The 23,011-nt window shown below is 70.1% G+C and carries 17 protein-coding genes; 2 read left to right on the top strand and 15 right to left on the bottom strand.

What is annotated here, in order from left to right:
- Window positions 1-484 precede the first annotated feature (484 nt).
- The gene (locus tag HUW62_RS49880) at window positions 485-2,773 is read left to right on the top strand and encodes a S41 family peptidase (RefSeq protein WP_176433927.1); all 2,289 of its coding nucleotides are present in this window, start codon (window positions 485-487) and stop codon (window positions 2,771-2,773) included.
- On the opposite strand, the gene HUW62_RS06870 is transcribed toward HUW62_RS49880, so the two are convergent.
- From HUW62_RS06870 to HUW62_RS06940, 15 genes are all read right to left on the bottom strand, one after another.
- Window positions 2,742-5,171 carry a GAF domain-containing protein gene (locus HUW62_RS06870; RefSeq protein WP_176433928.1) on the bottom strand — a complete coding sequence of 810 codons (2,430 nt, stop codon included), beginning with the start codon at window positions 5,169-5,171 and terminating at the stop codon, window positions 2,742-2,744. The genes HUW62_RS49880 and HUW62_RS06870 overlap by 32 nt on opposite strands.
- A 202-nt stretch (window positions 5,172-5,373) precedes the next feature.
- Complete coding sequence (locus HUW62_RS06875; protein ID WP_176433929.1) at window positions 5,374-6,327, bottom strand: aldo/keto reductase; 954 nt, start codon at window positions 6,325-6,327, stop codon at window positions 5,374-5,376.
- 57 nt (window positions 6,328-6,384) lie between these two features.
- On the bottom strand, window positions 6,385-7,554 hold the full coding sequence (locus tag HUW62_RS06880; protein WP_176433930.1) for an alkaline phosphatase PhoX: 1,170 nt from the start codon (window positions 7,552-7,554) through the stop codon (window positions 6,385-6,387).
- 83 nt (window positions 7,555-7,637) lie between these two features.
- Window positions 7,638-7,904, bottom strand: a complete 267-nt coding sequence (locus HUW62_RS06885) for a DUF5985 family protein (RefSeq protein WP_176433931.1) — start codon at window positions 7,902-7,904, stop codon at window positions 7,638-7,640.
- 12 nt (window positions 7,905-7,916) lie between these two features.
- Complete coding sequence (locus HUW62_RS06890; RefSeq protein WP_176433932.1) at window positions 7,917-8,177, bottom strand: DUF5985 family protein; 261 nt, start codon at window positions 8,175-8,177, stop codon at window positions 7,917-7,919.
- Complete coding sequence (locus tag HUW62_RS06895) at window positions 8,170-8,574, bottom strand: hypothetical protein (RefSeq protein ID WP_176433933.1); 405 nt, start codon at window positions 8,572-8,574, stop codon at window positions 8,170-8,172. The genes HUW62_RS06890 and HUW62_RS06895 overlap by 8 nt, the downstream gene beginning before the upstream one ends.
- A gap of 30 nt (window positions 8,575-8,604) precedes the next feature.
- A complete protein-coding gene (locus tag HUW62_RS49885) occupies window positions 8,605-9,702 on the bottom strand; it encodes a response regulator (protein ID WP_176433934.1) in 1,098 nt (365 codons plus the stop codon).
- Complete coding sequence (locus HUW62_RS06905; RefSeq protein ID WP_163863318.1) at window positions 9,699-10,253, bottom strand: chemotaxis protein CheB; 555 nt, start codon at window positions 10,251-10,253, stop codon at window positions 9,699-9,701. The genes HUW62_RS49885 and HUW62_RS06905 overlap by 4 nt, the downstream gene beginning before the upstream one ends.
- Complete coding sequence (locus HUW62_RS06910) at window positions 10,250-11,083, bottom strand: CheR family methyltransferase (protein ID WP_176433935.1); 834 nt, start codon at window positions 11,081-11,083, stop codon at window positions 10,250-10,252. The genes HUW62_RS06905 and HUW62_RS06910 overlap by 4 nt, the downstream gene beginning before the upstream one ends.
- Complete coding sequence (locus tag HUW62_RS06915; RefSeq protein WP_217911168.1) at window positions 11,080-16,986, bottom strand: HAMP domain-containing protein; 5,907 nt, start codon at window positions 16,984-16,986, stop codon at window positions 11,080-11,082. Before HUW62_RS06915 ends, HUW62_RS06910 begins: the two co-directional genes overlap by 4 nt.
- 230 nt (window positions 16,987-17,216) lie before the next feature.
- Window positions 17,217-18,038 (bottom strand): hypothetical protein, encoded by an 822-nt coding sequence (locus HUW62_RS06920; RefSeq protein WP_176433936.1) that lies wholly within the window; start codon window positions 18,036-18,038, stop codon window positions 17,217-17,219.
- Window positions 18,039-18,066: 28 nt separating this feature from the next.
- Window positions 18,067-18,441 carry a response regulator gene (locus HUW62_RS06925; RefSeq protein WP_176433937.1) on the bottom strand — a complete coding sequence of 125 codons (375 nt, stop codon included), beginning with the start codon at window positions 18,439-18,441 and terminating at the stop codon, window positions 18,067-18,069.
- Between the two features lie 25 nt (window positions 18,442-18,466).
- Window positions 18,467-19,903 carry an RAD55 family ATPase gene (locus HUW62_RS06930; RefSeq protein ID WP_368670357.1) on the bottom strand — a complete coding sequence of 479 codons (1,437 nt, stop codon included), beginning with the start codon at window positions 19,901-19,903 and terminating at the stop codon, window positions 18,467-18,469.
- Window positions 19,904-20,014: 111 nt separating this feature from the next.
- Entirely contained in the window at window positions 20,015-20,626 is a 612-nt protein-coding gene (locus HUW62_RS06935) for a hypothetical protein (RefSeq protein WP_176433939.1), read from the bottom strand.
- On the bottom strand, window positions 20,623-21,219 hold the full coding sequence (locus HUW62_RS06940; RefSeq protein WP_176433940.1) for an RNA polymerase sigma factor: 597 nt from the start codon (window positions 21,217-21,219) through the stop codon (window positions 20,623-20,625). The genes HUW62_RS06935 and HUW62_RS06940 overlap by 4 nt, the downstream gene beginning before the upstream one ends.
- 136 nt (window positions 21,220-21,355) lie before the next feature.
- On the opposite strand from HUW62_RS06940, the gene HUW62_RS06945 reads away from it, so the two are divergent.
- Complete coding sequence (locus tag HUW62_RS06945; protein WP_176433941.1) at window positions 21,356-23,002, top strand: SulP family inorganic anion transporter; 1,647 nt, start codon at window positions 21,356-21,358, stop codon at window positions 23,000-23,002.
- Window positions 23,003-23,011: the final 9 nt, after the last annotated feature.

The raw sequence follows: 23,011 nt of genomic DNA on the forward strand, positions 1-23,011 counted from the left end.
GGAGCGGGATGAGGACGGCGGGGACAGGGGTCTATTGCGGCGGGTATCTGCGAGCCATGTGCCACCCGGGATTCAACCGCGCTGGCACTGGATCTTCATGCGGAAGGCCTTGAAGGACTTTGGGTTCCGGACAGTGGCGGGAGAACACCTCCCGTCTGGCTGAAATTGTCCCCTTCTCTCTCCGCAGAAACTACAGCCATTCGGTTGAAAACATTACCGCCAGCCTCGCTTTCGGCGGGCTTGTTACAGGGAATCCATTTCTCTCTGTAGCACTGTCGTGTTTTCAGGAAGACGTTCCTCGCCTTTCCGGAGTCAGCCCCCCGCCCTTCGAAGAGACGCATGGGGTCGGGTTCCTTGAGTCGAAAGATGTGACGAGGGTGCACGGGCCGCTGGAAGGCCCCGCGCTACAGGTCGCTCCGCGCGGGAACCTTTCTCGAGAAGGGGGTGTCTGGCGCGCCGCTGGGGCCGTCCTCGAGAGGTGGAAGTGGAACACGCGCGCGTCTGGGAGCTGACAGTCTGGATGGGTTGTGTCGTCGCGGTGGCACTGAGTCCGGGACTCACGGGGCGGGCGTTCGCCCAGGAGCCACCGGCCTCGCGCGTGAAGCCCGACACGGCCCTGGAGAACGCCGCCGTCCTGGGGCGCGTCTGGGGCACGGTGAAGTACGCGCACCCCGCGCTCGCCTTCCGCGCGGTGGACTGGGACGCGGCCCTGGTGGAGTCACTCCCGGGCGCGCTCGCGGCGAACACCCCGGAGGCGCTCGCCGCGTCGGTGGGCACGTTGTTGCGCCGGCTGGAGGACCCGCTCACCCGCGTCGAACCCGAGCCCTCCGCGCCGCCCGCGTCCCATGAGCCGTCAGGCCCGCTCACCCGCTGGTCCGGTGACGTGCTGGTGCTGGATTTGGACCGGCGCTTCACGAACTTCAACGCGCTGTATCCCGCGATGACGGCGGTGGGGCCGGAGCTCGCCCGCGCGCGCCGCGTCGTGGTGGACCTGCGCGCCAGCGGTCCCAACGAGGCCCTCTGGATGGAGCTGGCGCTGGGCTTCCTGGAGCGCTCGCTCCCCTCGGAAGTGGTGACGGCTCCGGCGGAGCGCTTCCGCGTGTACTCGGGCTTTCCCGTGCAGGTGGGGCCGAGCTCCGGGGACTACAGCGCCTCGGTGGAGACGCGGCTGGCGCGGACCTTCACGCCCGCGCCCCAGACGCCGAAGCGCTCGCGGGTCCTCCTCGTCAACGGCCGCACGCCCCTGTCTCCCCTGCTGCTCGCCCTGCTCTCCTCGCCTCGCACGCGGCTCGTCACCCAAGGCGCGCTGGATGAGGCCTCCGCCGTGAAGACTCGCACCCTGTCTCTTCCCGGAGGCCAGCGCGCGGTGGTGCGCGCCTCGGAGCTGGTGTTCCCCTCCGGCTCATCGGGGCTGCGCGCGGACGTCACCGTGCCCGCCAACGCGGACGAGGGCGACACCGGCCCCGCGTTCCAGGCCGCGCTCCGGCTGCTGCGCGCGGGCACGCCGAAGGCCTCCGCGCGTGTCGCGGCGAAAGACTCGGGGCTCCCCGTCGGCGGCCCGGATGACGCGTACGCGGCCATGACGTACCCGTCCGAGCCCTACCGGATGCTCGCGGTCATCCGCTTCTGGAACGTGATGCGCCTCTTCCACCCGGACCCCAAGGCCCTGCGGGATTGGGACGCGGTGCTGCCGGAGTTCCTCGGCCGGGCCCGCGCGGCCCAGGACGCGCGCGCGTACACGCAGGTGCTCTACGCGCTGTCCGCGCGAGTCTCCGACGGCCACGTCTTCGTCGCGGAGAGCGGCCAGCCCCTGCGCTCGCTCGCGGAGGCCACCGCGCCCCTCGTGCTGCGCGCGGTGGAGGGACGCTTCCTGGTGGCGGAGCTGCCCGTGCCCGAGGCCGCGCGCGCCGCCGGCATCGGCGTGGGGGACGAGGTGTTGACCATCGACGGGGAGCCGGTGGCCACGCGCGCCGCGCGCTTCTCTGGCCTGCTCGGCGCCTCGCACGACGCGGCCCGCGCCGCTCGCGTGGCCAGCCTGCTGCTCGCGGGCGCGGACGGAAAACCCGTGGAGGTGATGACCCAGGGCGTGGATGGACGCATGAAGGAATCGCGGCTGCCCCGCTCGCGCGACTTCCTCCCGTTCCTCCGCCCTCCCGTCCAGGACGACGCGCCGTGGAAGCAGCTCGACGGCGGCGTGGGCTACGTGGACTTGAGACGGCTGCGCGCCGACTCGGTGGACGGGATGTTCGAGGCGATGAAGGACACGCGTGCCCTCGTGCTCGACTTGCGCGGCTATCCCCAGGGCAGCGCCTGGGCGCTGGCGCCGCGACTCAACACCCGGGGCGCCACGGCGTCCGCGTTCATCACCCGCCCGCTGCTATCCGCGGGAGAGGCGCGGGAGGTGCGAGCCCCGGACACGCTGCCCGCTGGCGACAAACCCCGCTACCCCGGCCGCGTCGTCGTGCTCGTGGACGAGCGGACGCTGAGCCAGGGTGAATACACGGCCATGATGATTCAAGCGGCGTCCGGCGCGCGCCTGGTGGGCAGCGCCACGGCGGGCGCGGTGGGCGACACCACCAACGTCTGCCTGCCCGGCGACGTTTGCGTGCTCTTCACCGGTCAGCGCTTCGAGACGCCCGACGGCCGCGCGGTGCAGGGCGTGGGGCTGCGCCCGGACGTGGAGGTCCACCCCACCGTGCGCGGCCTGCGCGCCGGACGCGACGAGGTGCTGGAGCGCGCCCTCACCCTGCTGCGCGAGGCAGGTGCACGGTGAAGACGGAGCCCACGCCCTCGCGGCTCTCCACCTCGATGCGACCGCCCATCGCCTCGACAATCTGCCGGCTGATGTAGAGCCCCAGGCCCAGCCCTCCGTAGTGCCGCTCCGACACCGCGCGCTCGAAGCGGCCGAAGAGGCGCGGCAGGTCCGTCTCGGAGATGCCGATGCCCTCGTCCCGCACCGACAGCAGCACCTGGTCCTCGCCCGCCGCCGCGGCCGTCACCTGCACGGGCCTGCCCGCGCCGTACTTGGCCGCGTTGGTGAGCAGGTTCACCAGCACCTGGTCCAACCGGAGCGAGTCCCACCGGCCCTGGAGCGGCGCTGGGATGTCCACGCGCACCGAGCACCCCGCCACCGCGAACACCTCCTCCATCCGCTCCACCGCGTCGCGCACCGCCTGGCCCAGGTCCACCTCCGTGGGCTCCAGCGCCAGCCGGCCCAGCGACACGCGGCTGACGTCCAGCAGGTGGTCCACCAGCGCGGCCAGCCGCTGCACCTGACGCATCGCCGTGGACAGCCGGGGCGCCACCTTCTGGCGCGAATCCCCGCTGAGCGCCCGGTCGATGAGCCCATGCTGGAGCTTGAGGCTCGTCAGCGGCGTCTTCAGCTCGTGGCTCGCCACCGACAGGAACTCGTCGCGCAGCCGCACCGCCGCCTGCGCGTCCCGGTACAGCGACGCGTTCTCCAGCGCCACCGCCACCCGCCGCGCCAGCTCCTCCATCATCGACACGTCCGACATGGCCAGCGGCCGCTGCGGCGGCGACGTGCCCAGCGTGATGACGCCCAGCGTGCGTCCGCGCGTGCGCACCGGCACCACCAGCAGCGACGCGGGCCTCAGGGCCTCCAGCAGCGCGCGCTGGTGCACGGAGCTCTCCGACAGCCGCTCGCACAGCGCCGCGTCCACGTCCGGCACGAAGCGCGGCTCTCCCGACTGGAAGCACTCGCGCGACAGGGACAGGGCGCCCTCTCCGCCCAGCACGGAGAGCACGGAGGCATTGCGTGAAGGCTCCTGGTGCGCGGACGCCACGCACCGCAGGGAGCCATCCGGCCCCACCAGCTCCACCAGACAACTGGAGGCCACGCTGCTCGCGGCCACGCGGGCCACGTGCTCCAGCGTCCACTCCACGTCGTCCAGGTGCTCCGCCAGCGCGCGGCTCGCCTCCAGCAGGAAGAAGAGCCGCTCCTCGGCCTCCTTGCCCATCTGCAGCGCGTGGTGCAGCCGCTCGCCGCGCTCGCGCAGCGTCCCGTACAGCGCCGCGCGCTCCAGCGCCTGCGAGCACTGGTGGGCCAACGCCTCCAGGAAGGAGCGCTCCAGCGGAGCGAACACGCGCGGCGCGTTCCACGCCAGCCCCACGAAGCCCAGAATCCCCCGCTCCGTCAGCAGCGGGAGGACCGCGCGCGCGCCCTCGCCCAGCGCCTCCAGGTCGCGCCCCACGATGCCCGCCAGGGGAAGCACGTCCTCCAGTTGGGAGAACCACTGTGCCTCGCGCCGCTCCATCGCGAGCGCCAGCATGGGCAGGCCCGACACCCGCTGCCCGTCGATGGCGTCCAGCCAATCCCGCGAGTAGCCGCTGGCGCCGAGCGCTCGCAGGCAGCCCTCGTCGGTCAGCTCCACGAAGGAGACACGCGCCGCGCCCGAGGCCTCCAGCCCGTCGCGCACCAGCACCCGCGCCACGTCCTCGGCGGTGGCCGCGCGGGACAGCGCCGCCGTCACCAGTTGCAGCCGCGAGGAGAAGGACTGGGCCGCGCGCGCCTCCTCGTACAGGAGCGCGTTGTCCATGGACAGGCTGGCGCGGCGGGACAGCTCCATCGCCACATCCACGTCCGGCGCATCGAAGGAAGCCACCCTGTCACCTCGCACCAGCGACATGGCGCCGAGCACCCGTCCCCGCGCCACCAACGGCAGGATGAGCGCCGCCCGGCTGCCCAGGCTCCGGACGCCGTCGAGCTGCTCGGTGGCGCGCACCAGCCCCGGCAACAGCTCCTCCGTCACCACCGGCAACACCACCGGACGCCCGGTGCGCAGGGCCTCGGAGATGCCACCCGGTGACACCAGGTCCACGGGCCACAGCCGGGCCAGCTCGTGCACCAGCGCCACCTTCTCCGGCTCCCGGTGCGCCGCGGCCACGCGCTCCACGCGCCCGTCCTCGGCGATGACGTCCACCGCGCACCAGTCCGCCAGCACCGGCACCGCCAGCTCCGCCAGCCGCTGGAGCACCGTGCGCCACTCCAGCGACGCGCCCAACAGCTCGCCCGCGCGGGCCAGGAAGACCAGGCGCGCGTCCTCCGGGGAAATCGGCGGCTGCGCGTGGAGCTCGGAGGGAGGCTCGACGCGGCGGGTGTTCCCGGCGTCATCGCGGGAGGTGGCAGTGGACGAACCGGACTCGGCGGACATGGAGGCAGACCACGCTGGAAGAGAAGCGCCGCGCGACATCAGACCCCGAGGCTAGAGACGTCCCGGAGGCGTCAACAATGCCGTCTGTCTTCGAGGACAGGGAGACTGTCCAGTGTCGGACCGGTGAGACGTTGAGTCCCGCGCGTGCGCCCGCTTCGAACACCACGCGTACGGAATGACTCGGGACTGGGAGGACGCGGACTCAGCTCGCGGCGGCGGCCGTCGGCGGGTTCCACCACACGCCGCCCTTGCCTTCGATGGCGGCCTTCGCGCGCTCGCGCACGTCGGTCCGCTCCTCCATGGACAAGGGACGCGCCGAGTGGGCCGCGCCGAGCGCCGCGTCCTGCTCATTGGGGTGGCTCATCCCCATCAGCATGACGTCCGGGTCCAACGACAGCGTGTAGCGCACGCACTCCTCCACGCTCAGGTGCGGCAGGAGCGGCGCGTCCCGGTCCTCGCGTCCGCCGGAGCCCACCTTGCCGCGGGGCCGGGCCTCCAGCGGCCGGCCATACCCCTCCGTGTCGCCCAACAGCTTGCCCGCGCCGAACGTCTTGAACGACACCACGCCCACGCCGCGCGAGCGCGCCAGCGGCAGCACGTCCTCCACGTAGCGCGGGTCCACGAAGGGCCCCAGCGGGAACATCACCACGTCGCACAGCCCGGAGTTCACCGCCGCGCGCAGCACGTCCGGATGGTGGCTGGAGATGCCCCGGAAGCGCGCCTGTCCCGCGCTCACGCACCGGCCCAATTGCTCCAGGCCTCCGCCCGGCGCCGCCAGTTGCTCCCACGCGGACGGCTCCGACACGGCATGGAAGGCGAACAGGTCCACCGTCGCGTGGCCCAGCCTCTTCAAGCTGGCCTCCACCTGCGGCGCCACCGGCGCGTCGAGCACGTCCACCTTGTCGATGAGGAACACGTGCTCGCGCCGGCCGCGCAGCGCCTCGCCCACCACCTCCTCGCTCAACCCCTCTTCGTAGTTGGGCGCGGTGTCGATGACGTTCAGCCCTGCGTCCAGGGCGCGGCGCAGCGTGGCGACGAGCGCCTCGCGGGGCGCCGAGCGGTCGGCGATGTCACCGATGCCCACCGCCGTGGCGACGAAGCCGGTGCGGCCCAGGGCGCGGCGGGGCGTGAAGCGGGGCAGTGGACTCACGGACATGCCCCGGGTTGTGCAAGAGGCCCTCCCTCGTCGTCAAGGCACGCGGCGCGGGAAGGTTCAGCGGAAGGGCCCTGTAACCTCGAACGTCACGCCCGCGTTGAGCGAGTTCGTCGTCCCGCGCTGCGAGCTGAAGTACAGCCTGCGTCCATCCGGACTGAAGGCCGGCCCCGTCAGCTCCGAGCCCGCGTGCCCCTGCACCCGCAGGAAGCTGGCGACGATGCGCTGGGGGCCCGGGGTGATGAGGCAGATTTCCAGGTTGCCGCCGTCCTCCGCGACGAAGAGGTCACCCGAGCGCGACACCACCACGTTGTCCACGCCCGACAGCGGCGAGCCCGGATACAGGGACGTGGCGTAGATGAGCTCCAGCTTCCCCGTGGCCGGCGTGTGCGCCCACACGCGGTTGTCGCCCTTGGTGGTGAAGTAGATGACGCCGCCGTCGTACCAGCAGCCCTCGCCGCCGTTGAACCCCGTCGTCCGCGCCGCCACGTCGGGCTGGAGCGACGCGGACCTGTCCGCCCCGCATGGCACCCAGCGCACCGTCGCATTCCCCGTCAGCGCATTGCCCGTCACATGGGCCGCCTCCAGCGTGCCCTCCGCCAGCACCGGCCACGCGGACGGAGTGAAGCGATACAGCCGCCCCGTCGGATGGTCCTCCGTCAGGTAGAGCCGGCCACCGTCCGGGTCCACCGCCACCGCCTCGTGGGGGAACGTCCCGAGCGCGCCGCGCACCACGCCCTGCGAGGCCTTGACCGGGTTGCACTCCCAGACGCGTCCGGCGCCGTGCTCCTCGCACGACAGCCACGTGCCCCAGGGCGTCGGTCCCCCCGCGCAGTTCATCCGCGTGCCGGCCAGGATGCGGTACGCGGCCACCACGCTCCCACCGCCGTTGAAGCGCAGCGCGCCGACACCTCCGGGGTTGCCCTCGCTGTTGGACACGTACACCCAGCCGCCGTCGGGGCGAGGGAAGCAGGCGCCGCCATCCGGCGCGGGGTGCCACACGTAGCCGGAGTTCCCCACCGACTGTCCCGAGCGGGCCACGATTCGCGAGGTGAAGCCCGCCGGAAGCCGCAGGCCGTTGACGTCCGCGCCGCCGGACATCGCCCCGTAGGGACTCACGCCCGGTTGGGCCGGCGACGCGTAGGCCTCCTTCCAGAACGAGGGGCCCCAGGCAAGCGCTCCACCTCCGAGCGCGGAGAGACGAAGAAAGCCACGGCGACTCAGACGCATGTGCGGGTTCTCCTGTGCGAGCAGGAAAACCACCCACCACGCCCCTCACCACTGAACGCGGCGCGAGCGTGAGGCCCGCGACATCACCCGCGTCGACTCGCGCGGTTCTTGTCCCAGATGGCGTAGAGGATGATGAGGAAGGCGACAAGCCGCGCCACGTAGAGGTAGTAGCGGCGCTCGTCCATCGACTCCAGCAGCGCGGCCGCCACCGAGTTCACCCCCAGCAGCGCGAACGCCAACGAGAAGAAGGCGAACAGGCGCTCGTGCGACTGCTTCCAGAAGCGCAGGAAGAACAAGGCACAGGCCAACCAGCCCATCGCCGCCGCGCCGTTGAGCATGGACCTGAGCATGGGCGAGCTACCTCACGAAGCATCCCAGATGAGGCCGTACAGCAGGATGGAGACACTGACCAGGCCGGCCAGCAGGCGTGGCATGTACAGGTCGATGGTGGTGGGCAGAACCACCAGGTCCACGAAGAGCAGCACGTTGCTGACCGCCATGCCCACGAAGCACAGCCCGCTCCACAGGAGCAGCCGGGACTGGCTGCTCTTCCACGCGCGCAACAGCAGCACCGCGCACGCCACGCTGGTCAAGGCACAGAGGATGTAGACCGCCTCAGCCATTGTCGCCGTCCCTGTCCTTCTTCAGCACGAAGGCTTCAGCGAAGCCCCGGACCTTGTCCAACGGCCGGGAGAAGATGAAGGAGATGACACTCACCCGCCGCGCACCGTACACCGCCGCCAGCTCCGTCACCGCCTGCGCGTCTTCCGAGCTCGCGGGACTGAAACGATAGACGGGCACGGCTCCGCCGTCGCCCACCAGCAGCCTGCGCGCGGTGAGGTCCGTCAGCCTCGCGGCCGCGGAGGGTTCTGTGATGCGCAGCTCCAGGCTCACCGATGACGCGGTCCACTCCCGTCCCGGATGGGCACGGAGCAGGAGAAGCACTTCCAGCTTCTCCAGGGAGTCGATGTGCGTCGTGATGAAGCGCTGGACCCGCGGGGGCAGTCCGGCGTCGCTCACGCAGCCAACATGCTCCCGTTATTTTGTGCGTCAACCTTTTCCTGCCCGAGGGTGTTCAGCTTCGGGCGAGGGGAGGTCCGCCGGTGGGTCGCGGAGCCTTGTGGGGAGGCCCTGCCCGGCTCCCTGCTCCGGCGGCGTCACGGGGGTAGGCACCAGGTGTCGCAGGCCCTCGACGAGCTGCTCGGTGGCGCTGGGGCCCGTGACGTCGAGCAGCGCCAGCAGCACCGTCTCCGGACGCCCGTACATCTTCGGCAAGAGCGTGCTGAAGGCGCGCACCGAGCCGCGCTGTTCGCCCAGCTCCCAGTCCACATGGAAGCCCTGGAGCGTCTCGCCCCGGGCCGCGCGCATCAGCGGCTGCGCGTCCTGCGGCAGCGCGATTCCATCCTGTCCCCGGACGATGACGCCCTCGTGGAGGCCCTGCGCCTCGCGATACGCCAGACACCCACCGGCCAGTCCCTGGGCGGCCCGGTTGGCCAGCAGGGTGTGGCCGCTGCCCGGCTCCACCAGGGCCAGGGGCGTGGGCAGCGCCGTCAATACGGCCTCCAGCCAGCGCTGCTGGTTGCGGTGTGACTCCATCTCCCGGCGCAGGTGCTCCTCGCGCGCGCGGGCCCGCTCCACCTCCATGCGCCGATGGGCCTCCGCCAGCTCGCTCTCGTGCTCGCGCCGCTGCGTCTCGCGCAGCGCCTCCGCCTGACGCCGCACCAGCTCCGTCTTGCGGAACAGGTCCACGAAGACGCCGACCTTCGAGCGGAGGATTTCCGGCTCATAGGGCTTGAGCAGGTAGTCCACCGCGCCCACCGCGTAGGCGCGCAGCTCCGGGAGCTGGCCGCGCGACAGGGCGGTGAGGAAGAGGATGGGGGTGTTGCGGCTGCGCTCGCGCTCGCGGATGAGGCTCGCCGTCTCGAAGCCGTCCATGCCCGGCATGACGACGTCCAGGAGGATGGCGGCGAAGTCCTGGGTGAGCAGGTGGCGCAGCGCCTCGCGGCCACTCTTCGCGGTGAGGAGCTTCTGCCCCAGCGGCGCCAGCGTCGCCTCCAGCGCCAGCAGTCCCTCCGGCTGGTCGTCGACGAGGAGGATGCAGGCGGGCTCCACGGAGAGCGCCGGGCCCCGCGGGGGCGTGGCGCTCATGGCTGCACCCGGCCGCGCGCCACGTAGGCCAGCCGCGTCAGCCATCCTCCCACCTCGGCGAGCGACAGGCGCTCCACCTCGCCCTCCTGCCCCTCGCCGCCCTCGGACCCGCCTCGCACCACGGCCACGCGTCCGCCCCGCGCCTGGAGGAGGTTCAGGCCCTCCTGGCCGTCTTCATGGCCGGCGAAGAGCAGCGCGGCGGCGGCCGCGCCGTAGCTGTCCGCCGCGGACTCGAAGAGGGCGTCGATGGCGGGACGGCAGCCGTGCTCGGGAGGCTCCACGGACAGGGCCACGCTGCCCCGGTCCACCAGCAGGTGATAGCCCCACGGCGCCAGGTACACGCGGCCGGGCACCAGGTCGTCCTTGTCGTCCGGCTCCACCACCGGCAGCGCGCAGCGACGGCCCAGCGGCGCGGCCAGCAGGTCATGTGGCCCCCGGTGCAGCGCGACGACGACGGGCGTCGGCAGGTGCGCCGGCAGCACGGACAGCAGCGTCTCCACGTCCGCCCCCGCGCTCCGAGGCGCCCCCACCACCAGCAGGCCCACGCTCATGTCACCCTCCGGAAGATGTGGCCGCTGCCCTCCAGCTCTTCGTAGGCGGCGGCGTGCGGCGTGCGCGCGAGCGACTCCTTGCGCCCCAGGCACAGGAAGCCGAAGCGGGCCAGGCTCTCGTACAGCCGCGCGTGCACGCGGTTGTGCAGGGCGCGATTGAAGGACAGCAGCGTGTCCCGGCACAGGATGACGTGGAACTCGTTGAACGAGCCGTCGATGGTCAGGTTGTGCTGGGTGAAGAAGATGCCGTCGCGCAGCTTCGGCTGGAGCAGCGCCCAGTTGCCGTCGCGCGTGTAGTAGTCCGACAGCGAGCCCCTCCCGCCCGACTCCGCGTGGCGGCGCGCGTCGTCCTCGCCGGGCAGCGGCAGCACGCCGGTGCGCGCGTCCGCCAGGAGCCCCTCGCTGGCATCCGACGCGTAGAGCCGGCAGCGGCCCCACAGGCCCTCCTCGTGCAGCAGGATGGCCAGGGCATAGGTGTCCTCACCCGTGCCGCAGCCCGCGTGCCAGACGCGCACGGACGGCCACGTGCGCAGCACCGGCACCACGCGCGCGCGGAAGTCGCGGAAGAAGGCCGCGTCCGCGAAGAGACCCGGAGGCGTGCTGGACAGCGCGCGCAAGAGGCCCTCCAGCGCCTCGCTGTCGTGCAGCACGCGGGCCTGGAGCGCGGAGAAGGACTCCAGGCGCTCCTCGCGCAGGTGGCGCCGCAGCCGCCGCAGCAGCCGCGGCCGGGAGTGGCTGCGCAAGTCGAAGCCCCAGTGGCGGGCCACGCCCTCCAGGAGCAGGTCCGCCTCCAGCGTCTCCAGGGCCGCCGCCGAAGCCGTGGCGCTCACCCGGAGATCTCCGTGCGCGGGCCTCGCGCCGAGACGCCTCGCGGCGCGTGCAGCCACACGCGCAGCAGGCTGAGCAGCTTCTCGATATCCACCGGTTTGGTGATGTAGTCGGACGCGCCCGCCTCCAGGCACTTCTCGCGGTCTCCCTTCATCGCCTTGGCGGTGAGGGCGAGAATCGGCAGGTGCGCCACGCGCTCCATGCGGCGGATGGCGCGCATGGCCTGGTAGCCGTCCATCTCCGGCATCATCACGTCCATCAACACCAGCTCGATGTCCGGGTCCGTCTCCAACTGCGCCAGCCCCTCGCGCGCGCTCTCCGCGAAGGCCACCTTCATGCCGTAGCGCTCCAGCACGGTGTTGAGGGCGAAGATGTTGCGCACGTCGTCGTCCACCACCAGCACCTTGCGGTTGACGAGCAACGGGTCTCTCTCGCGCGCCTTCTCCAGCATGCGGCGCTTGGACTCGGACAGGTTCGCGGGCGAGCGGTGCAGGAACAGGCTGGTCTCCTCCAGGAGGCGCTCGGGGCTCTGCGCGTCCTTGACGACGATGGCCTCCGCCACCCGGCGCAGCTCCGTCTCCTGGGCGCGCGACAGCTCGCGGCCCGTGTAGACGATGATGGGCGGGCCGCTGGCGCCATGCGCCTCGCGCACGCGGCGGATGAGCTCCGTGCCAGGCAGGTCCGGCAGACCCAAATCGAGCACCATGCAGTCGAACCGTCGCTCGGCCAGCGCCGCCAGTGCGTCCGCCGCCGTGCCCACCGCCACCGTCTGCACATCCTCGCTGCCCAGGAGTTCCAGCAGCGTCTGCCGGTGCACGGGGTCGTCCTCGACGATGAGCAGGCCCCGGCCCTCGCGCTCCACGAAGTCGCGCAGGGAGGCCAGCGCAGACGCCGCCGCCTCCGGGTCCGCCGCCGCGCGCAGGTGGCCGATGGCGCCCAGGTTGAGCGAGCGCTCGCGGTGGTCCGCGTCGGACACCGTGTACACGGGCAACGCGCGCGTGCCCGCGTCGTGCTTGAGCCTGTCGAGCACCACCCAGCCCGCCATCTCCGGCAGGTCCAGGTCCACCGCCACGGCCACCGGCCGCGCGTTGCGCACGGCGTCCAGCGCGCCCTCCACCTCCGTGGAGACAATCACCTTGAAGCCCGCGCCCTGCGCCGCCGCGCGCAGCCGGGCCGCGTGGTCCGGCACGTGTGTCACCGCGAGCAGCACCTTGTCCCCGGGCTGGATGGACAGCCGGTCATCGTCGATGCCCAGCGACGCCAGCGAGACGGCGGGCACCACCTCCTCCAGGTGGAGCGGCGGCACCAGCGAGGCCGTGTGGGCCAGGGCGGCGGCCGCGGGCACCGTCCGCGAGGTGTCCTGCTGTCCCGGCCGGTCCGCCACGAAGTCCAGGGGCAGGTACAGGGTGAAGACGCTGCCCTGGCCCGGCTCGCTCTCCAGCCGGATTTCACCGCCGAGGAGCCTGGCGATTTCACGGCTGATGGACAGACCCAGGCCGGTGCCGCCGTACTTGCGCGCGGTGGAGCCGTCCGCCTGCTGGAACGCCTCGAAGATGATGTGGTGCTTGTCCTTGGGGATGCCGATGCCCGTGTCTCGCACGGAGAAGGCCACCACCGAGGGCGCGGTGGAGAGCACCGGGTGGTCCGGCGTCCAGCCGCCCTGGGCCATGCCGATGTCGAGCGCCACCGAGCCGGACTCGGTGAACTTGAAGGCGTTGGACAAGAGGTTCTTGAGCACCTGCTGGAGCCGCTTGGCGTCCGTCTCCACCTCGCCGGCCATGCCCCGCGCCAGGTCGATGTCGAACTGGAGGCCCTTCTTGTCCGCCACCTGCCGGAAGGTGCGGTCCACGAACTCGCGCAGGTCGCTGAAGCGCAGCGGGCCCACGTCCACCGTCATGGTGCCGGACTCAATCTTCGACAGGTCGAGGATGTCGTTGATGAGCTCCAGCAGGTCCGCGCCGGAGGCGTGAATCGTCCGGGCGAACTCCACCTGCCGCCCGGTGAGGTTGCCCTCGACGTTGTCGCTGAGCGTCTGACTGAGGATGAGCAGCGAGTTGAGCGGCGTGCGCAGCTCGTGGCTCATGTTGGCCAGGAACTCGCTCTTGTACTTGGAGGTGAGGCTGAGCTGCTCCGCCTTCTCCTCGAGCGCGCGCTTGGCCTGCTCGACTTCGCCGTTCTTCCGCTCCACCTCCGTCTTCTGCTCGGAGAGCAGCTTCGCCTTCTCCTGGAGCTCCTCGTTGGTGCGGCGCAGCTCCTCCTGCTGCCGCTTGAGCAACTCCTCGGACTGCTGGAGCGACGTGGCCTGCTGCTCCAGGCGCTTGTTCGTCTCCGTCAGCTCCTCCTGCTGCTTGCGGAGCTCATCGGTGAGCGCCTGCGACTGCTTGAGCAGCGCCTCCGTGCGCATGTTCGCGGCGATGGTGTTGAGGACGATGCCGATGGACTCCGTGAGCTGCTCCAGGAAGCCCAGGTGCACGTCGCTGAAGCGGTGGAACGAGGCCAGCTCGATGACGGCCTTGATTTCGCCTTCGAAGAGCACCGGCAGCACGACGATGTTGCGCGGCACCTCCTCGCCCAAGCCGGAGGAGATGCGGATGTATGTGTCCGGCACGTCCGACAGGAGGATGGGCTCCTTCTCCAGCGCGCACTGGCCGACCAGTCCCTCGCCCAGCCTGAAGCTGTTCGAGAGCCCCTTGCGCTCGCGGTACGCGTACGACGCCAGCAGCTTGAGAATCTGCTCCCCGGCCTCGGCGCGCTCGGAGATGTAGAAGACGCCGTGCTGCGCGTCCACCAGCGGCGCCAGCTCCGACAGGATGACCTTGGACACCGTGAGCAAATCCCGCTGGCCCTGGAGGACGCGGGTGAACTTGGCCAGGTTGGTCTTGAGCCAGTCCTGCTCCGTGTTCTTTCGCGTGGTGTCCTTCAGGTTGCGAATCATCTCGTTGATGTTGTCCTTCAGGGCGGCCACTTCGCCCTGCGCGGACACGGTGATGAACCGCGTGAGGTCACCCTTCGTCACCGCCGTGGCCACCTCGGCGATGGCGCGCACCTGCGTCGTCAGGTTGGCGGCGAGCTGATTCACGTTGTCGGTGAGGTCGCGCCAGATGCCGGCCGTGCCGGGCACGCGCGCCTGTCCGCCCAGCTTCCCTTCGATGCCCACCTCGCGGGCCACCGTCGTCACCTGGTCGGCGAACACCGCCAGGGTGTCAATCATCCCGTTGATGGTGTCCGCCAGCTCGGCGATTTCGCCCTTCGCGTCCACGACGAGCTTGCGCTTCAAGTCACCGTTGGCGACCGCCGTCACCACCTTGGCGATGCCGCGCACCTGCGTGGTGAGGTTGGAGGCCATGGAGTTCACGTTGTCCGTGAGGTCCTTCCACGTACCACCCACGCCCTTCACGTCCGCCTGCCCGCCCAGCTTGCCTTCCGTGCCGACTTCGCGAGCCACGCGTGTCACTTCGGACGCGAAGGAGGAGAGCTGATCCACCATGGTGTTGATGGTGTTCTTCAGCTCCGCGATTTCACCCTGCACATCCACCGTGATTTTCTTGGAGAGGTCTCCGCGAGCCACCGCCGTCGTCACCTCGGCGATGTTGCGCACCTGCGCCGTCAGGTTGGAGGCCATGGAGTTCACGTTGTCCGTGAGGTCCTTCCACGTGCCCGCCACGCCCTTCACGATGGCCTGTCCGCCCAGCTTTCCTTCCGTGCCGACTTCGCGCGCGACGCGTGTCACCTCGGACGCGAACGAGTTGAGCTGGTCCACCATCGTGTTGATGGTGTTCTTCAGCTCCAGGATTTCGCCGCGCACGTCGACGGTGATTTTCTTGGAGAGGTCTCCGTTCGCCACCGCCGTCGTCACCTCGGCGATGTTTCGCACCTGCGCGGTGAGGTTGGACGCCATCGAGTTCACGTTGTCGGTGAGGTCCTTCCACGTACCGCCGACGCCGCGCACCACGGCCTGTCCGCCCAGCTTGCCTTCCGTGCCCACCTCACGCGCGACGCGTGTCACCTCGGAGGCGAACGAGTTGAGCTGATCCACCATCGTGTTGATGGTGTTCTTCAGCTCCAGAATCTCGCCGCGCACGTCGACGGTGATTTTCTTCGACAGGTCTCCGCGGGCCACCGCCATGGTGACTTCGGCGATGTTGCGCACCTGCGAAGTCAGGTTGGACGCCATCGAGTTCACGTTGTCGGTGAGGTCCTTCCACGTACCACCGACGCCGCGCACCACGGCCTGTCCGCCCAGCTTGCCCTCGGTGCCGACCTCCTTCGCGACGCGCGTCACCTCGGACGCGAACGACGAGAGCTGGTCCACCATCGTGTTGATGGTGTTCTTCAGCTCCAGCACCTCACCGCGCGCATCCACCGTGATTTTCTTCGACAGGTCGCCCTTGGCCACCGCCGTCGTCACGTCGGCGATGTTGCGCACCTGAGCCGTCAGGTTGGACGCCATCGAGTTCACGTTGTCGGTGAGGTCCTTCCACGTACCACCGACGCCGCGCACCACGGCCTGTCCACCCAGCTTGCCCTCGGTGCCGACTTCGCGAGCAACGCGCGTCACCTCGGACGCGAACGAGTTGAGCTGGTCCACCATCGTGTTGATGGTGTTCTTCAGCTCCAGGATTTCACCCTGCACGTCGACGGTGATTTTCTTCGACAGGTCTCCATTGGCCACCGCCGTCGTCACCTCGGCGATGTTGCGCACCTGGGACGTCAGGTTGGAGGCCATGGAGTTCACGTTGTCCGTGAGGTCCTTCCACGTGCCCGCCACGCCCTTCACCACGGCCTGTCCGCCCAGCTTGCCCTCGGTGCCCACTTCGCGCGCGACGCGCGTCACCTCGGAGGCGAACGAGTTGAGCTGGTCCACCATCGTGTTGATGGTGTTCTTCAGCTCCAGGATTTCGCCGCGCACGTCGACGGTGATTTTCTTGGAGAGGTCTCCGTTCGCCACCGCCGTCGTCACCTCGGCGATGTTGCGCACCTGGGAGGTGAGGTTGGAGGCCATGGAGTTCACGTTGTCCGTGAGGTCCTTCCACGTGCCACCCACGCCCTTCACCACGGCCTGTCCGCCCAGCTTTCCTTCCGTGCCGACTTCGCGCGCGACGCGCGTCACTTCCGAGGCGAAGGACGAGAGCTGATCCACCATGGTGTTGATGGTGTTCTTCAGCTCCAGAATCTCGCCGCGCACGTCCACGGTGATTTTCTTGGACAAATCTCCCTTGGCCACCGCCGTCGTCACCTCGGCGATGTTGCGCACCTGGGACGTGAGGTTGGAGGCCATGGAGTTCACGTTGTCCGTGAGGTCCTTCCACGTGCCGGCCACGCCCTTCACCCGGGCCTGACCTCCGAGCTTCCCTTCCGTACCCACCTCACGGGCCACGCGCGTCACTTCCGAGGCGAACGCGCCGAGCTGCTCCACCATGCCGTTCACCAGCCGGGCGGTGCGCAGGAACTCGCCCTTGAGCGGGCGGCCATCCACCTCCAGGGCCACCGTCTGGGACAGGTCTCCCTTGGCCACGGCGCCGATGACGCGGCCCATCTCCGTGGTGGGCTGCACCAGGTCCGCCACCAGCGTGTTCACCGACTCCACGCAGTCGGCCCACGAGCCCACGGCGCTCACCACGTTGGCGCGCTGGGTGATGCGGCCCTCCTTGCCCACCACGCTGCCAATGCGCTCGAACTCGTGCGCCATGCGCTCGTTGAGCTCGATGATTTCATTGAGCGAGTCGGCCACCTTGCCGGCGTTGCCCACCTTGTCCACGGGCATGCGCACGGAGAAGTCACCCTTGCGCACGGCGGTGAGCACGCGCAGGAGCTGGCGCGAGTCCAAGGTGTCCGAGTCGTCCACCACGGAGCGCGATGGCGGTGGAGGCGCGGCGCGGCGGGAGACCACCTTCTTCACAGTCATTGAGAGCCCCAGCTCATTCCCGGGAGGGCTCGGCCCTCGGCTGCCGGGAACGGAAACTTTCGGAAGGGCTCCGTTCTCCCGCGACTCCCCCGAGCGCGGATAGTCCCCTCGGGAGGGCTGGATGACAGGCACCGGACACTGCGGCCCCGCTTCGTGAGCCAGCCAACACTTGCCCCGCGGGGCTCATGACTCGCCGTGAAGTACGGAACGCCTTGCCGAGGCCCGGGGGCCTAGTGCCGCAGCCGGGGCGTGGGGGCCCGCACGTGGACTTCCATGCGCGCATCCCCCGCCACCACGCTGCTGAGCACTTCCTGCTGCTCGGGAGACAGCCGAGCCACGGCGCGCAGCGCGGCCACCAGCAGCAGCGCCTCCACCGAGGACGGCACGCCCACGCCGTCCTTCCCCGTCTTCAGCGGCATGGGGAGCCGGGGCACGCGGTGGGCGGAGGTCAGCGCCTCCACGGCGTAGGCCGGCGTCGTGTCCAGCGTGACGGCGATGGCGGGCAGCTCCTGCGCGGCCTCGGCCTGCCCCCGCGCCTGCATCTCCATCAGCATCTGGAGCGCGCCCGGCTTGAAGTACAGCGCCAGCCCCGCCCGCCCATCATCCATGTGGAAGACGCACCCCTCGAAGGTGTGATTCAGGGGTCCGGAGACCGCCACCTCGAAGGGCTGGCTGTCGTCCCAGTACGTCCAGGGCCGCGCTTCCCAGAACTCGGTGGCCGCCTGGACGAAGAGCAGCGCCTTGTCCGAGCCCAGCGCGGACAACCCCCGCTGTCCCCAGGCCAGGAACGTGGCGATGGCCGCGCGCGAGGAGAGCGCCGCCGCCGGGGGCTCCGCCACCGCCACGCCCAGCGCCTCCCCGGCCTCCGCGAGCGCGGGCTCACATCGCACCCCGCTCAAATCCTCCAGCCCCTCCAGCAGCACCCGCAGGCCCGCCGCGTCGTCCTGCTCGAAGACGGGCTGGGACGGCTCGCCGCTTTCGGTGATGCGCAGATAGACCTGCGTGCTCCCCTGGGAGAGCGGCACGGGACCGAGCTTGAGCAGATGGAACATGGGGGCTTGCCGGAGACCTTCCGTGTCGTCAGCCGGAGGCGGCGCGCTTGCCATCCAGCGCCTTGCGAACCTGCTTCATCAGCGCGGGGATGTCGAAGGGCTTCTGGAGGAAGGGAATGCCCGGGTAATGGGCCCGCAGGGGGCCCACGTCCACCGCGCTCATGCCCAGCAGCGCCACCCCGGCCCAGCTCGGCTCCGCGCGGATGCGTTTGATGAGCTCGGGGCCGTCCAGCACCGGCATCATCCAGTCAGTGAGGACCAGGTCCGGGCGCAGCTCGCTCATCCGCTCCAGCGCCTCACGGCCATGCGAGGCCGTCAGGACGCGGTAGCCCTCCTCTCTCAGGAGATCCGCGAGGGCTTCCAGGATGCCCTCCTCGTCATCCACCACCAGGACCGTCTCCATACGGGCGGGCTTCGCTCCTCACGAATCAGGGATGGCCACCGGTCCGGTGTCGGGCAAGGCCCGTCAACAGGGTGTCCAGGGCAACGTCGAAGGGGGGCAGCACCTCGATTCCTTGTCGGGAGATGAGGAACTCCCGGATGGAGGGGTCGTAGTCGGTGTCCCGCAGCTTGAAGATGGTCAGCAGGCGGCGAAGACGCCCTTCCAGCTCCACGTGCCGCAGGAAGAAGAGGTTCTCCGCCACGGCGGAGGGGCCCACTTCCAGCGGCATGTCGAGCACGGGCCCGAAGAGGCGGGGCGTCTCAAGGCTGAAGAAGGTGGTCGCGCACTGGATGCGCAGCTCCTGGGTGAGCGCGGCGAAGAACGAGCTGATGCGCGAGCTGTCCGGCGCCGCCTGGCTCATCGCGCTCAGCCCATCCACGAACACCCGCGTCACCTGATGGCGCCGCACCGCGCTCAAGAGCTGGTCCGCCAGGATATCCAGGATGCACTCGGCGGGGGGTTGCCAGAGGATGTGCATCCTCCCCTCCTTCACCGCCTCGGACATGTCCATGCCGGCGGCCGCCACCTTGTGGAGCAGCCGCTCGGGCGACTCGTAGAAGCCCATGTACAGGCAGCGCTCGCCCCGCCTCAGTCCCTCGGCGAGCAGGCTGCTTCCCATCAGCGTCTTGCCGCTGCCAGGAGGCCCGAGCATCAGCGACGTGGAGCCCTTCGCCAGCCCCCCTGGAAAGAGCGCATCCATCGAGGGGATTCCGAAGTGCACCCGCTCGTTCCCAGGGTCTGGCGGCTGGGTGCGCCGCATGCGCGCCTCCAGCCGGGGGAAGACCTCCAGCCCGTCATTGGAGATACGGAAGGTGTGCACGCCGCTCAGGGTGGCGCCACCCCGGAACTTGCGGACCTGGAGCTCTCGCCAGGAGCGCACGCCCAGGGTGCGCTCGCGCAGCTCCAGGATGCCATCCACCATGGTGTATTCCGGGTGGACGGTGGGGCCGTTGGCGCTGGTGAGCATCAGCGCGGTGAAGCGGGACAGGCCCGCGGACACCTGCAGTTCGTGGATGAATTTCTTGAAGTCGCGGCTGCTGCCGGCCGCCTCCTGCGCCTGCACCAGGCCATCCAGGATGAGGATGCTGGTGTTGTGGTTGCGCACCTCGCGCCGCAGCAGCTCCAGGAGCCCGGGCAGGCCCTGCTCCTCCAGTGTGCGGAAGCCGCTGACGTAGTAGACGCTCTCGGGCAGCAGCGCGGAGTCGAAGAAGGCCATGTCGCGCATGTTGGCGAGCATGCGAGCGTGCGACTCGGCCAGCAGCGTGACGTAGAGGCACCGCGCCCCTCCACGTCCCTGGTGGTAGCAGAGCTGGTTGGCGAAGAGCGTCTTGCCCGCCCCGGGCTCACCCACGACGATGTAGACACCCGAGGTGACGAGGCCACCCCCCAGCACGCCGTCGAGGCCAGGCACGCCAGTGGTCACGCGCGCGTCCTGTCGCGGCGCTTGCTCGGAAGGAGACATAAGGGGCTCATACCGCAAAACCCCGCGGCCGCGCCCCTGGATTGGTTACAGGGTGCGGACGCGAGGGATAGGTCAGGGGTCAGCGACCACGACGAAGTGCTCCTGGACATGCCGGACATCCGAGGCATGCGACACCCTGAGATCATAACGCCCCGGTTTTTCGATGCGCACTCTCAAAAGCGTGGCGGCGTCCCCGGTCCGCGCGGTGAAGGCGTGGACGCAGCGGTCCTCATCGCAGTCCACCAGCCCCTGGGAGAGCACGTCGCGCGGGTGGGGGTGGACCGCCAGGGGGGGCGAGCTCACCAGCCGGATGGTGGCGGGTTCTCCGAAGTGGACCCGATGGGTCCAGGGAAGCTCCAGCCAACCCTCTCCGTCGCCCGGGAGCTGGAAGGCGACCTCCCGGGCCGGCAGCAGCTCCGGACCTGGAGGTCGAGGGAGCAGCAGCAGGACCAGCGCCCCCGTCAGCAACGCGCCCACCAGCACCCGGGTGGCGGGGTGGTGCGCCACGGAGAAACGGGGATGAGGCTTCGTCGCGGGAGGACCGCCGGACTGCTCGGCCCGGACGAGCGCGGCCTGGAGCCGGGCCCTCAAGTGGGCAGAGGGCTTCTCCGCCCGAAGCGCCCGGAGGGCCGCGTGGACCTCCCCGGGGAGCGGAGGTGGCCCGCCCTCATCCTGAGCGCTCATGGACGGCCTCCTTCGCTGAAGGCCTGAGCCTGGGGGTTGGAGGCCGCCAGGAACAACACCCCCAGCCGCGCGCGCCCCCGGGAGTGTCGACTCTTCACCGTGCCGAGCGGCACCCCGAGCACCCGCGCCACCTCCTCGTAGTCCAGGTCCTCCACGTCACACAGCAGGACGACGAGGCGGAACTTCTCCGGCAGCGCGTGAAGACACGCCAGCACCCGCTCCGCCTCCTCCGCGCGGCACAGTCGCGCCTCCGGGTCCGGCTGTTCGATGCCGCCCGAGAACAGCGAGCCCAGCACCGAAGAGGCCCCCTCCAGCACCGAGTCCAGCAACGAGCGCCGCCGCGCCTGCGAGCGCCGCTGCTCCAGGAACTGGTGCCGTGCGATTCCACACAGCCACCCCAGCCACGAGCCGGAGTCCCGCGAGTCCCGGTGCAGGTACGCGCGCACCAGCGAGTCCTGCAACAGGTCCTCCGCCTCCTGCCGGCTCCGGCACAGCGCCAGGCAGAAGCGGTGGAGCCGGGGCAGCAGCGGCTCCACGGCGGCCTCGAAGCACTCCCGCGCGCTCGGTTCCTCGAGTGACCCACTCTGTTTCATTTTCAATCCAGACACGGCCCCATCCCCTGAGAAACCAAGACACCCCATGCGGGCAATGGACTGCCCAGGAAATCAATACAAGCCCGGGAACCGGAGCGCGGCTCGTTCCATCTCTCGTTGTCGAGGGGGCGGCGCCATGCGAGCTACGCAGTCCAATGTCAGTCATTCGCCTGAGACCCAGGGACAGGCACCCTGGAAGCAAGACCTTGTCTCGGGTTTTCTCGTCTTCCTGCTCGCGTTGCCATTGTGTCTGGGTATCGCGATGGCGAGCGGCTTTCCGCCCGTGGCTGGCATCCTCACGGCGGTGGTGGGGGGCCTCTTGTCGTCCTGGGCGGGCAGCGCGCGGCTGACCATCAAGGGGCCCGCGGCGGGGCTCATCGTCATCGCGCTGGGGGCGGTGACGGAGCTGGGGGGAGGCGATGGCGTGCTCGGCTACCGGCGGGCGCTGGGGACCATCGTGGTGGCGGCGTGCCTGCAGATGCTCTTCGCGGCGCTGCGCGCGGGACGGCTGGGGGACCTGTTCCCGTCAGCGGTGGTGCACGGGATGCTCGCGGCCATCGGCGTCACCATCTGCGCCAGGCAGGTCCACGTGCTGCTGGGAGTCACTCCCGTGGCGCGGGCGCCGCTGGGGTTGCTGGCGGAGGTGCCGGCGAGCGTGGCGCGGCTGAATCCGGAGATTGCGCTCATCGGAGGGCTCGGCCTGGTGTTGCTGTTCGGCCATGCGGCGCTCAGTCAGCGGGTGACGTGGCTCCGGCGGATACCGGCGCCCCTGCTGGTGCTGGCCGTCGCGGTGCCGCTGGGGCTGGGGTTCGACCTGGAGCACGCGCACACGTTCACCTTCTCGCACGCCGTCTTCACCGTGGGGCCGAATCACCTGGTGAACCTGCCGAGCAACCTGCTCACGGCGCTCACCTTCCCGGACTTCTCCGGCGTGTTGTCCGTGCTGGGGCTCAAGTACGTGGTGATGTTCGCGCTGGTGGGCAGCGTGGAGTCGCTGTTGACGGTGAAGGCGGTGGACCTGCTGGACCCGGAGCAGCGCCGCTCGGACCTGGACAAGGACTTGTTCGCCACGGGGCTGGGCAACCTGGTGGCGGGTCTCTTGGGCGGACTGCCGATGATTTCGGAGGTGGTGCGCAGCTCCGCCAACTTGAGCCAGGGCGCGAGGAGCCGGCTGTCGAACTTCTTCCACGGACTGTTCCTGTTGTTGTTCGTGGCGTTCGCGCCGGGGCTCATCCACCGGATTCCGCTGGCCGCGTTGGCGAGCATGCTCATCTTCACGGGCTTCCGACTGGCGTCGCCGGGTGAGCTGGTGAAGGCGTACCGCGTGGGGGCGGAGCAGGTGCTCATCTTCTGCGTCACGTTGGTCGTCACGCTGGCCACGGACCTGCTGGTGGGCGTGGCCGCGGGCATCGTCTTGAAGGCGGGGGTGCATCTGGTCAATGGGGCCTCGCCCCGGGAGATGTTCCGTCCCGACATCGACGAGCAGGTGAGCGCGGACCGGGTGGTGTTGCGCGTGCGCAGCGCGGCGGTGTTCACCAACTTCCTGGCGTTCAAGACGCTGCTGGACCGTCACGCCCAGGCGCAACGCATCGAGGTCGACCTGACGGAAGCCCGGCTGGTGGACCACACGGTGATGCAGCGGCTGCACGAGCTGGAGGTGGAGCGGGCCCGGGAGGGGCGGCAGCTGAAGGTGCTCGGGCTGGAGCGACATCGGGGGCTGTCTTCGCATCCCTTGTCCGCGCGGAAGAAGGCGCCGGCCGGAGACCTGGGTCTCACGCCCTGAGGCGAAGCC

This window comes from Myxococcus sp. AM011 (genome assembly GCF_013372595.1).
In the GTDB taxonomy this organism is placed as follows: Bacteria; Myxococcota; Myxococcia; order Myxococcales; family Myxococcaceae; genus Myxococcus; species Myxococcus eversor.

What these genes read in the sequence shown, in the direction of transcription:
- HUW62_RS06870 (WP_176433928.1), bottom strand. Translation starts at nt 5,171, where the DNA reads ATGTCCGCCGAGTCCGGTTCGTCCACTGCCACCTCCCGCGATGACGCC.
- HUW62_RS06875 (WP_176433929.1), bottom strand. Translation starts at nt 6,327, where the DNA reads ATGTCCGTGAGTCCACTGCCCCGCTTCACGCCCCGCCGCGCCCTGGGC.
- HUW62_RS06880 (WP_176433930.1), bottom strand. Translation starts at nt 7,554, where the DNA reads ATGCGTCTGAGTCGCCGTGGCTTTCTTCGTCTCTCCGCGCTCGGAGGT.
- HUW62_RS06885 (WP_176433931.1), bottom strand. Translation starts at nt 7,904, where the DNA reads ATGCTCAGGTCCATGCTCAACGGCGCGGCGGCGATGGGCTGGTTGGCC.
- HUW62_RS06890 (WP_176433932.1), bottom strand. Translation starts at nt 8,177, where the DNA reads ATGGCTGAGGCGGTCTACATCCTCTGTGCCTTGACCAGCGTGGCGTGC.
- HUW62_RS49885 (WP_176433934.1), bottom strand. Translation starts at nt 9,702, where the DNA reads ATGAGCGCCACGCCCCCGCGGGGCCCGGCGCTCTCCGTGGAGCCCGCC.
- HUW62_RS06905 (WP_163863318.1), bottom strand. Translation starts at nt 10,253, where the DNA reads ATGAGCGTGGGCCTGCTGGTGGTGGGGGCGCCTCGGAGCGCGGGGGCG.
- HUW62_RS06915 (WP_217911168.1), bottom strand. Translation starts at nt 16,986, where the DNA reads ATGACTGTGAAGAAGGTGGTCTCCCGCCGCGCCGCGCCTCCACCGCCA.
- HUW62_RS06920 (WP_176433936.1), bottom strand. Translation starts at nt 18,038, where the DNA reads ATGTTCCATCTGCTCAAGCTCGGTCCCGTGCCGCTCTCCCAGGGGAGC.
- HUW62_RS06925 (WP_176433937.1), bottom strand. Translation starts at nt 18,441, where the DNA reads ATGGAGACGGTCCTGGTGGTGGATGACGAGGAGGGCATCCTGGAAGCC.
- HUW62_RS06935 (WP_176433939.1), bottom strand. Translation starts at nt 20,626, where the DNA reads ATGAGCGCTCAGGATGAGGGCGGGCCACCTCCGCTCCCCGGGGAGGTC.
- HUW62_RS06940 (WP_176433940.1), bottom strand. Translation starts at nt 21,219, where the DNA reads ATGAAACAGAGTGGGTCACTCGAGGAACCGAGCGCGCGGGAGTGCTTC.
- HUW62_RS06945 (WP_176433941.1), top strand. Translation starts at nt 21,356, where the DNA reads ATGCGAGCTACGCAGTCCAATGTCAGTCATTCGCCTGAGACCCAGGGA.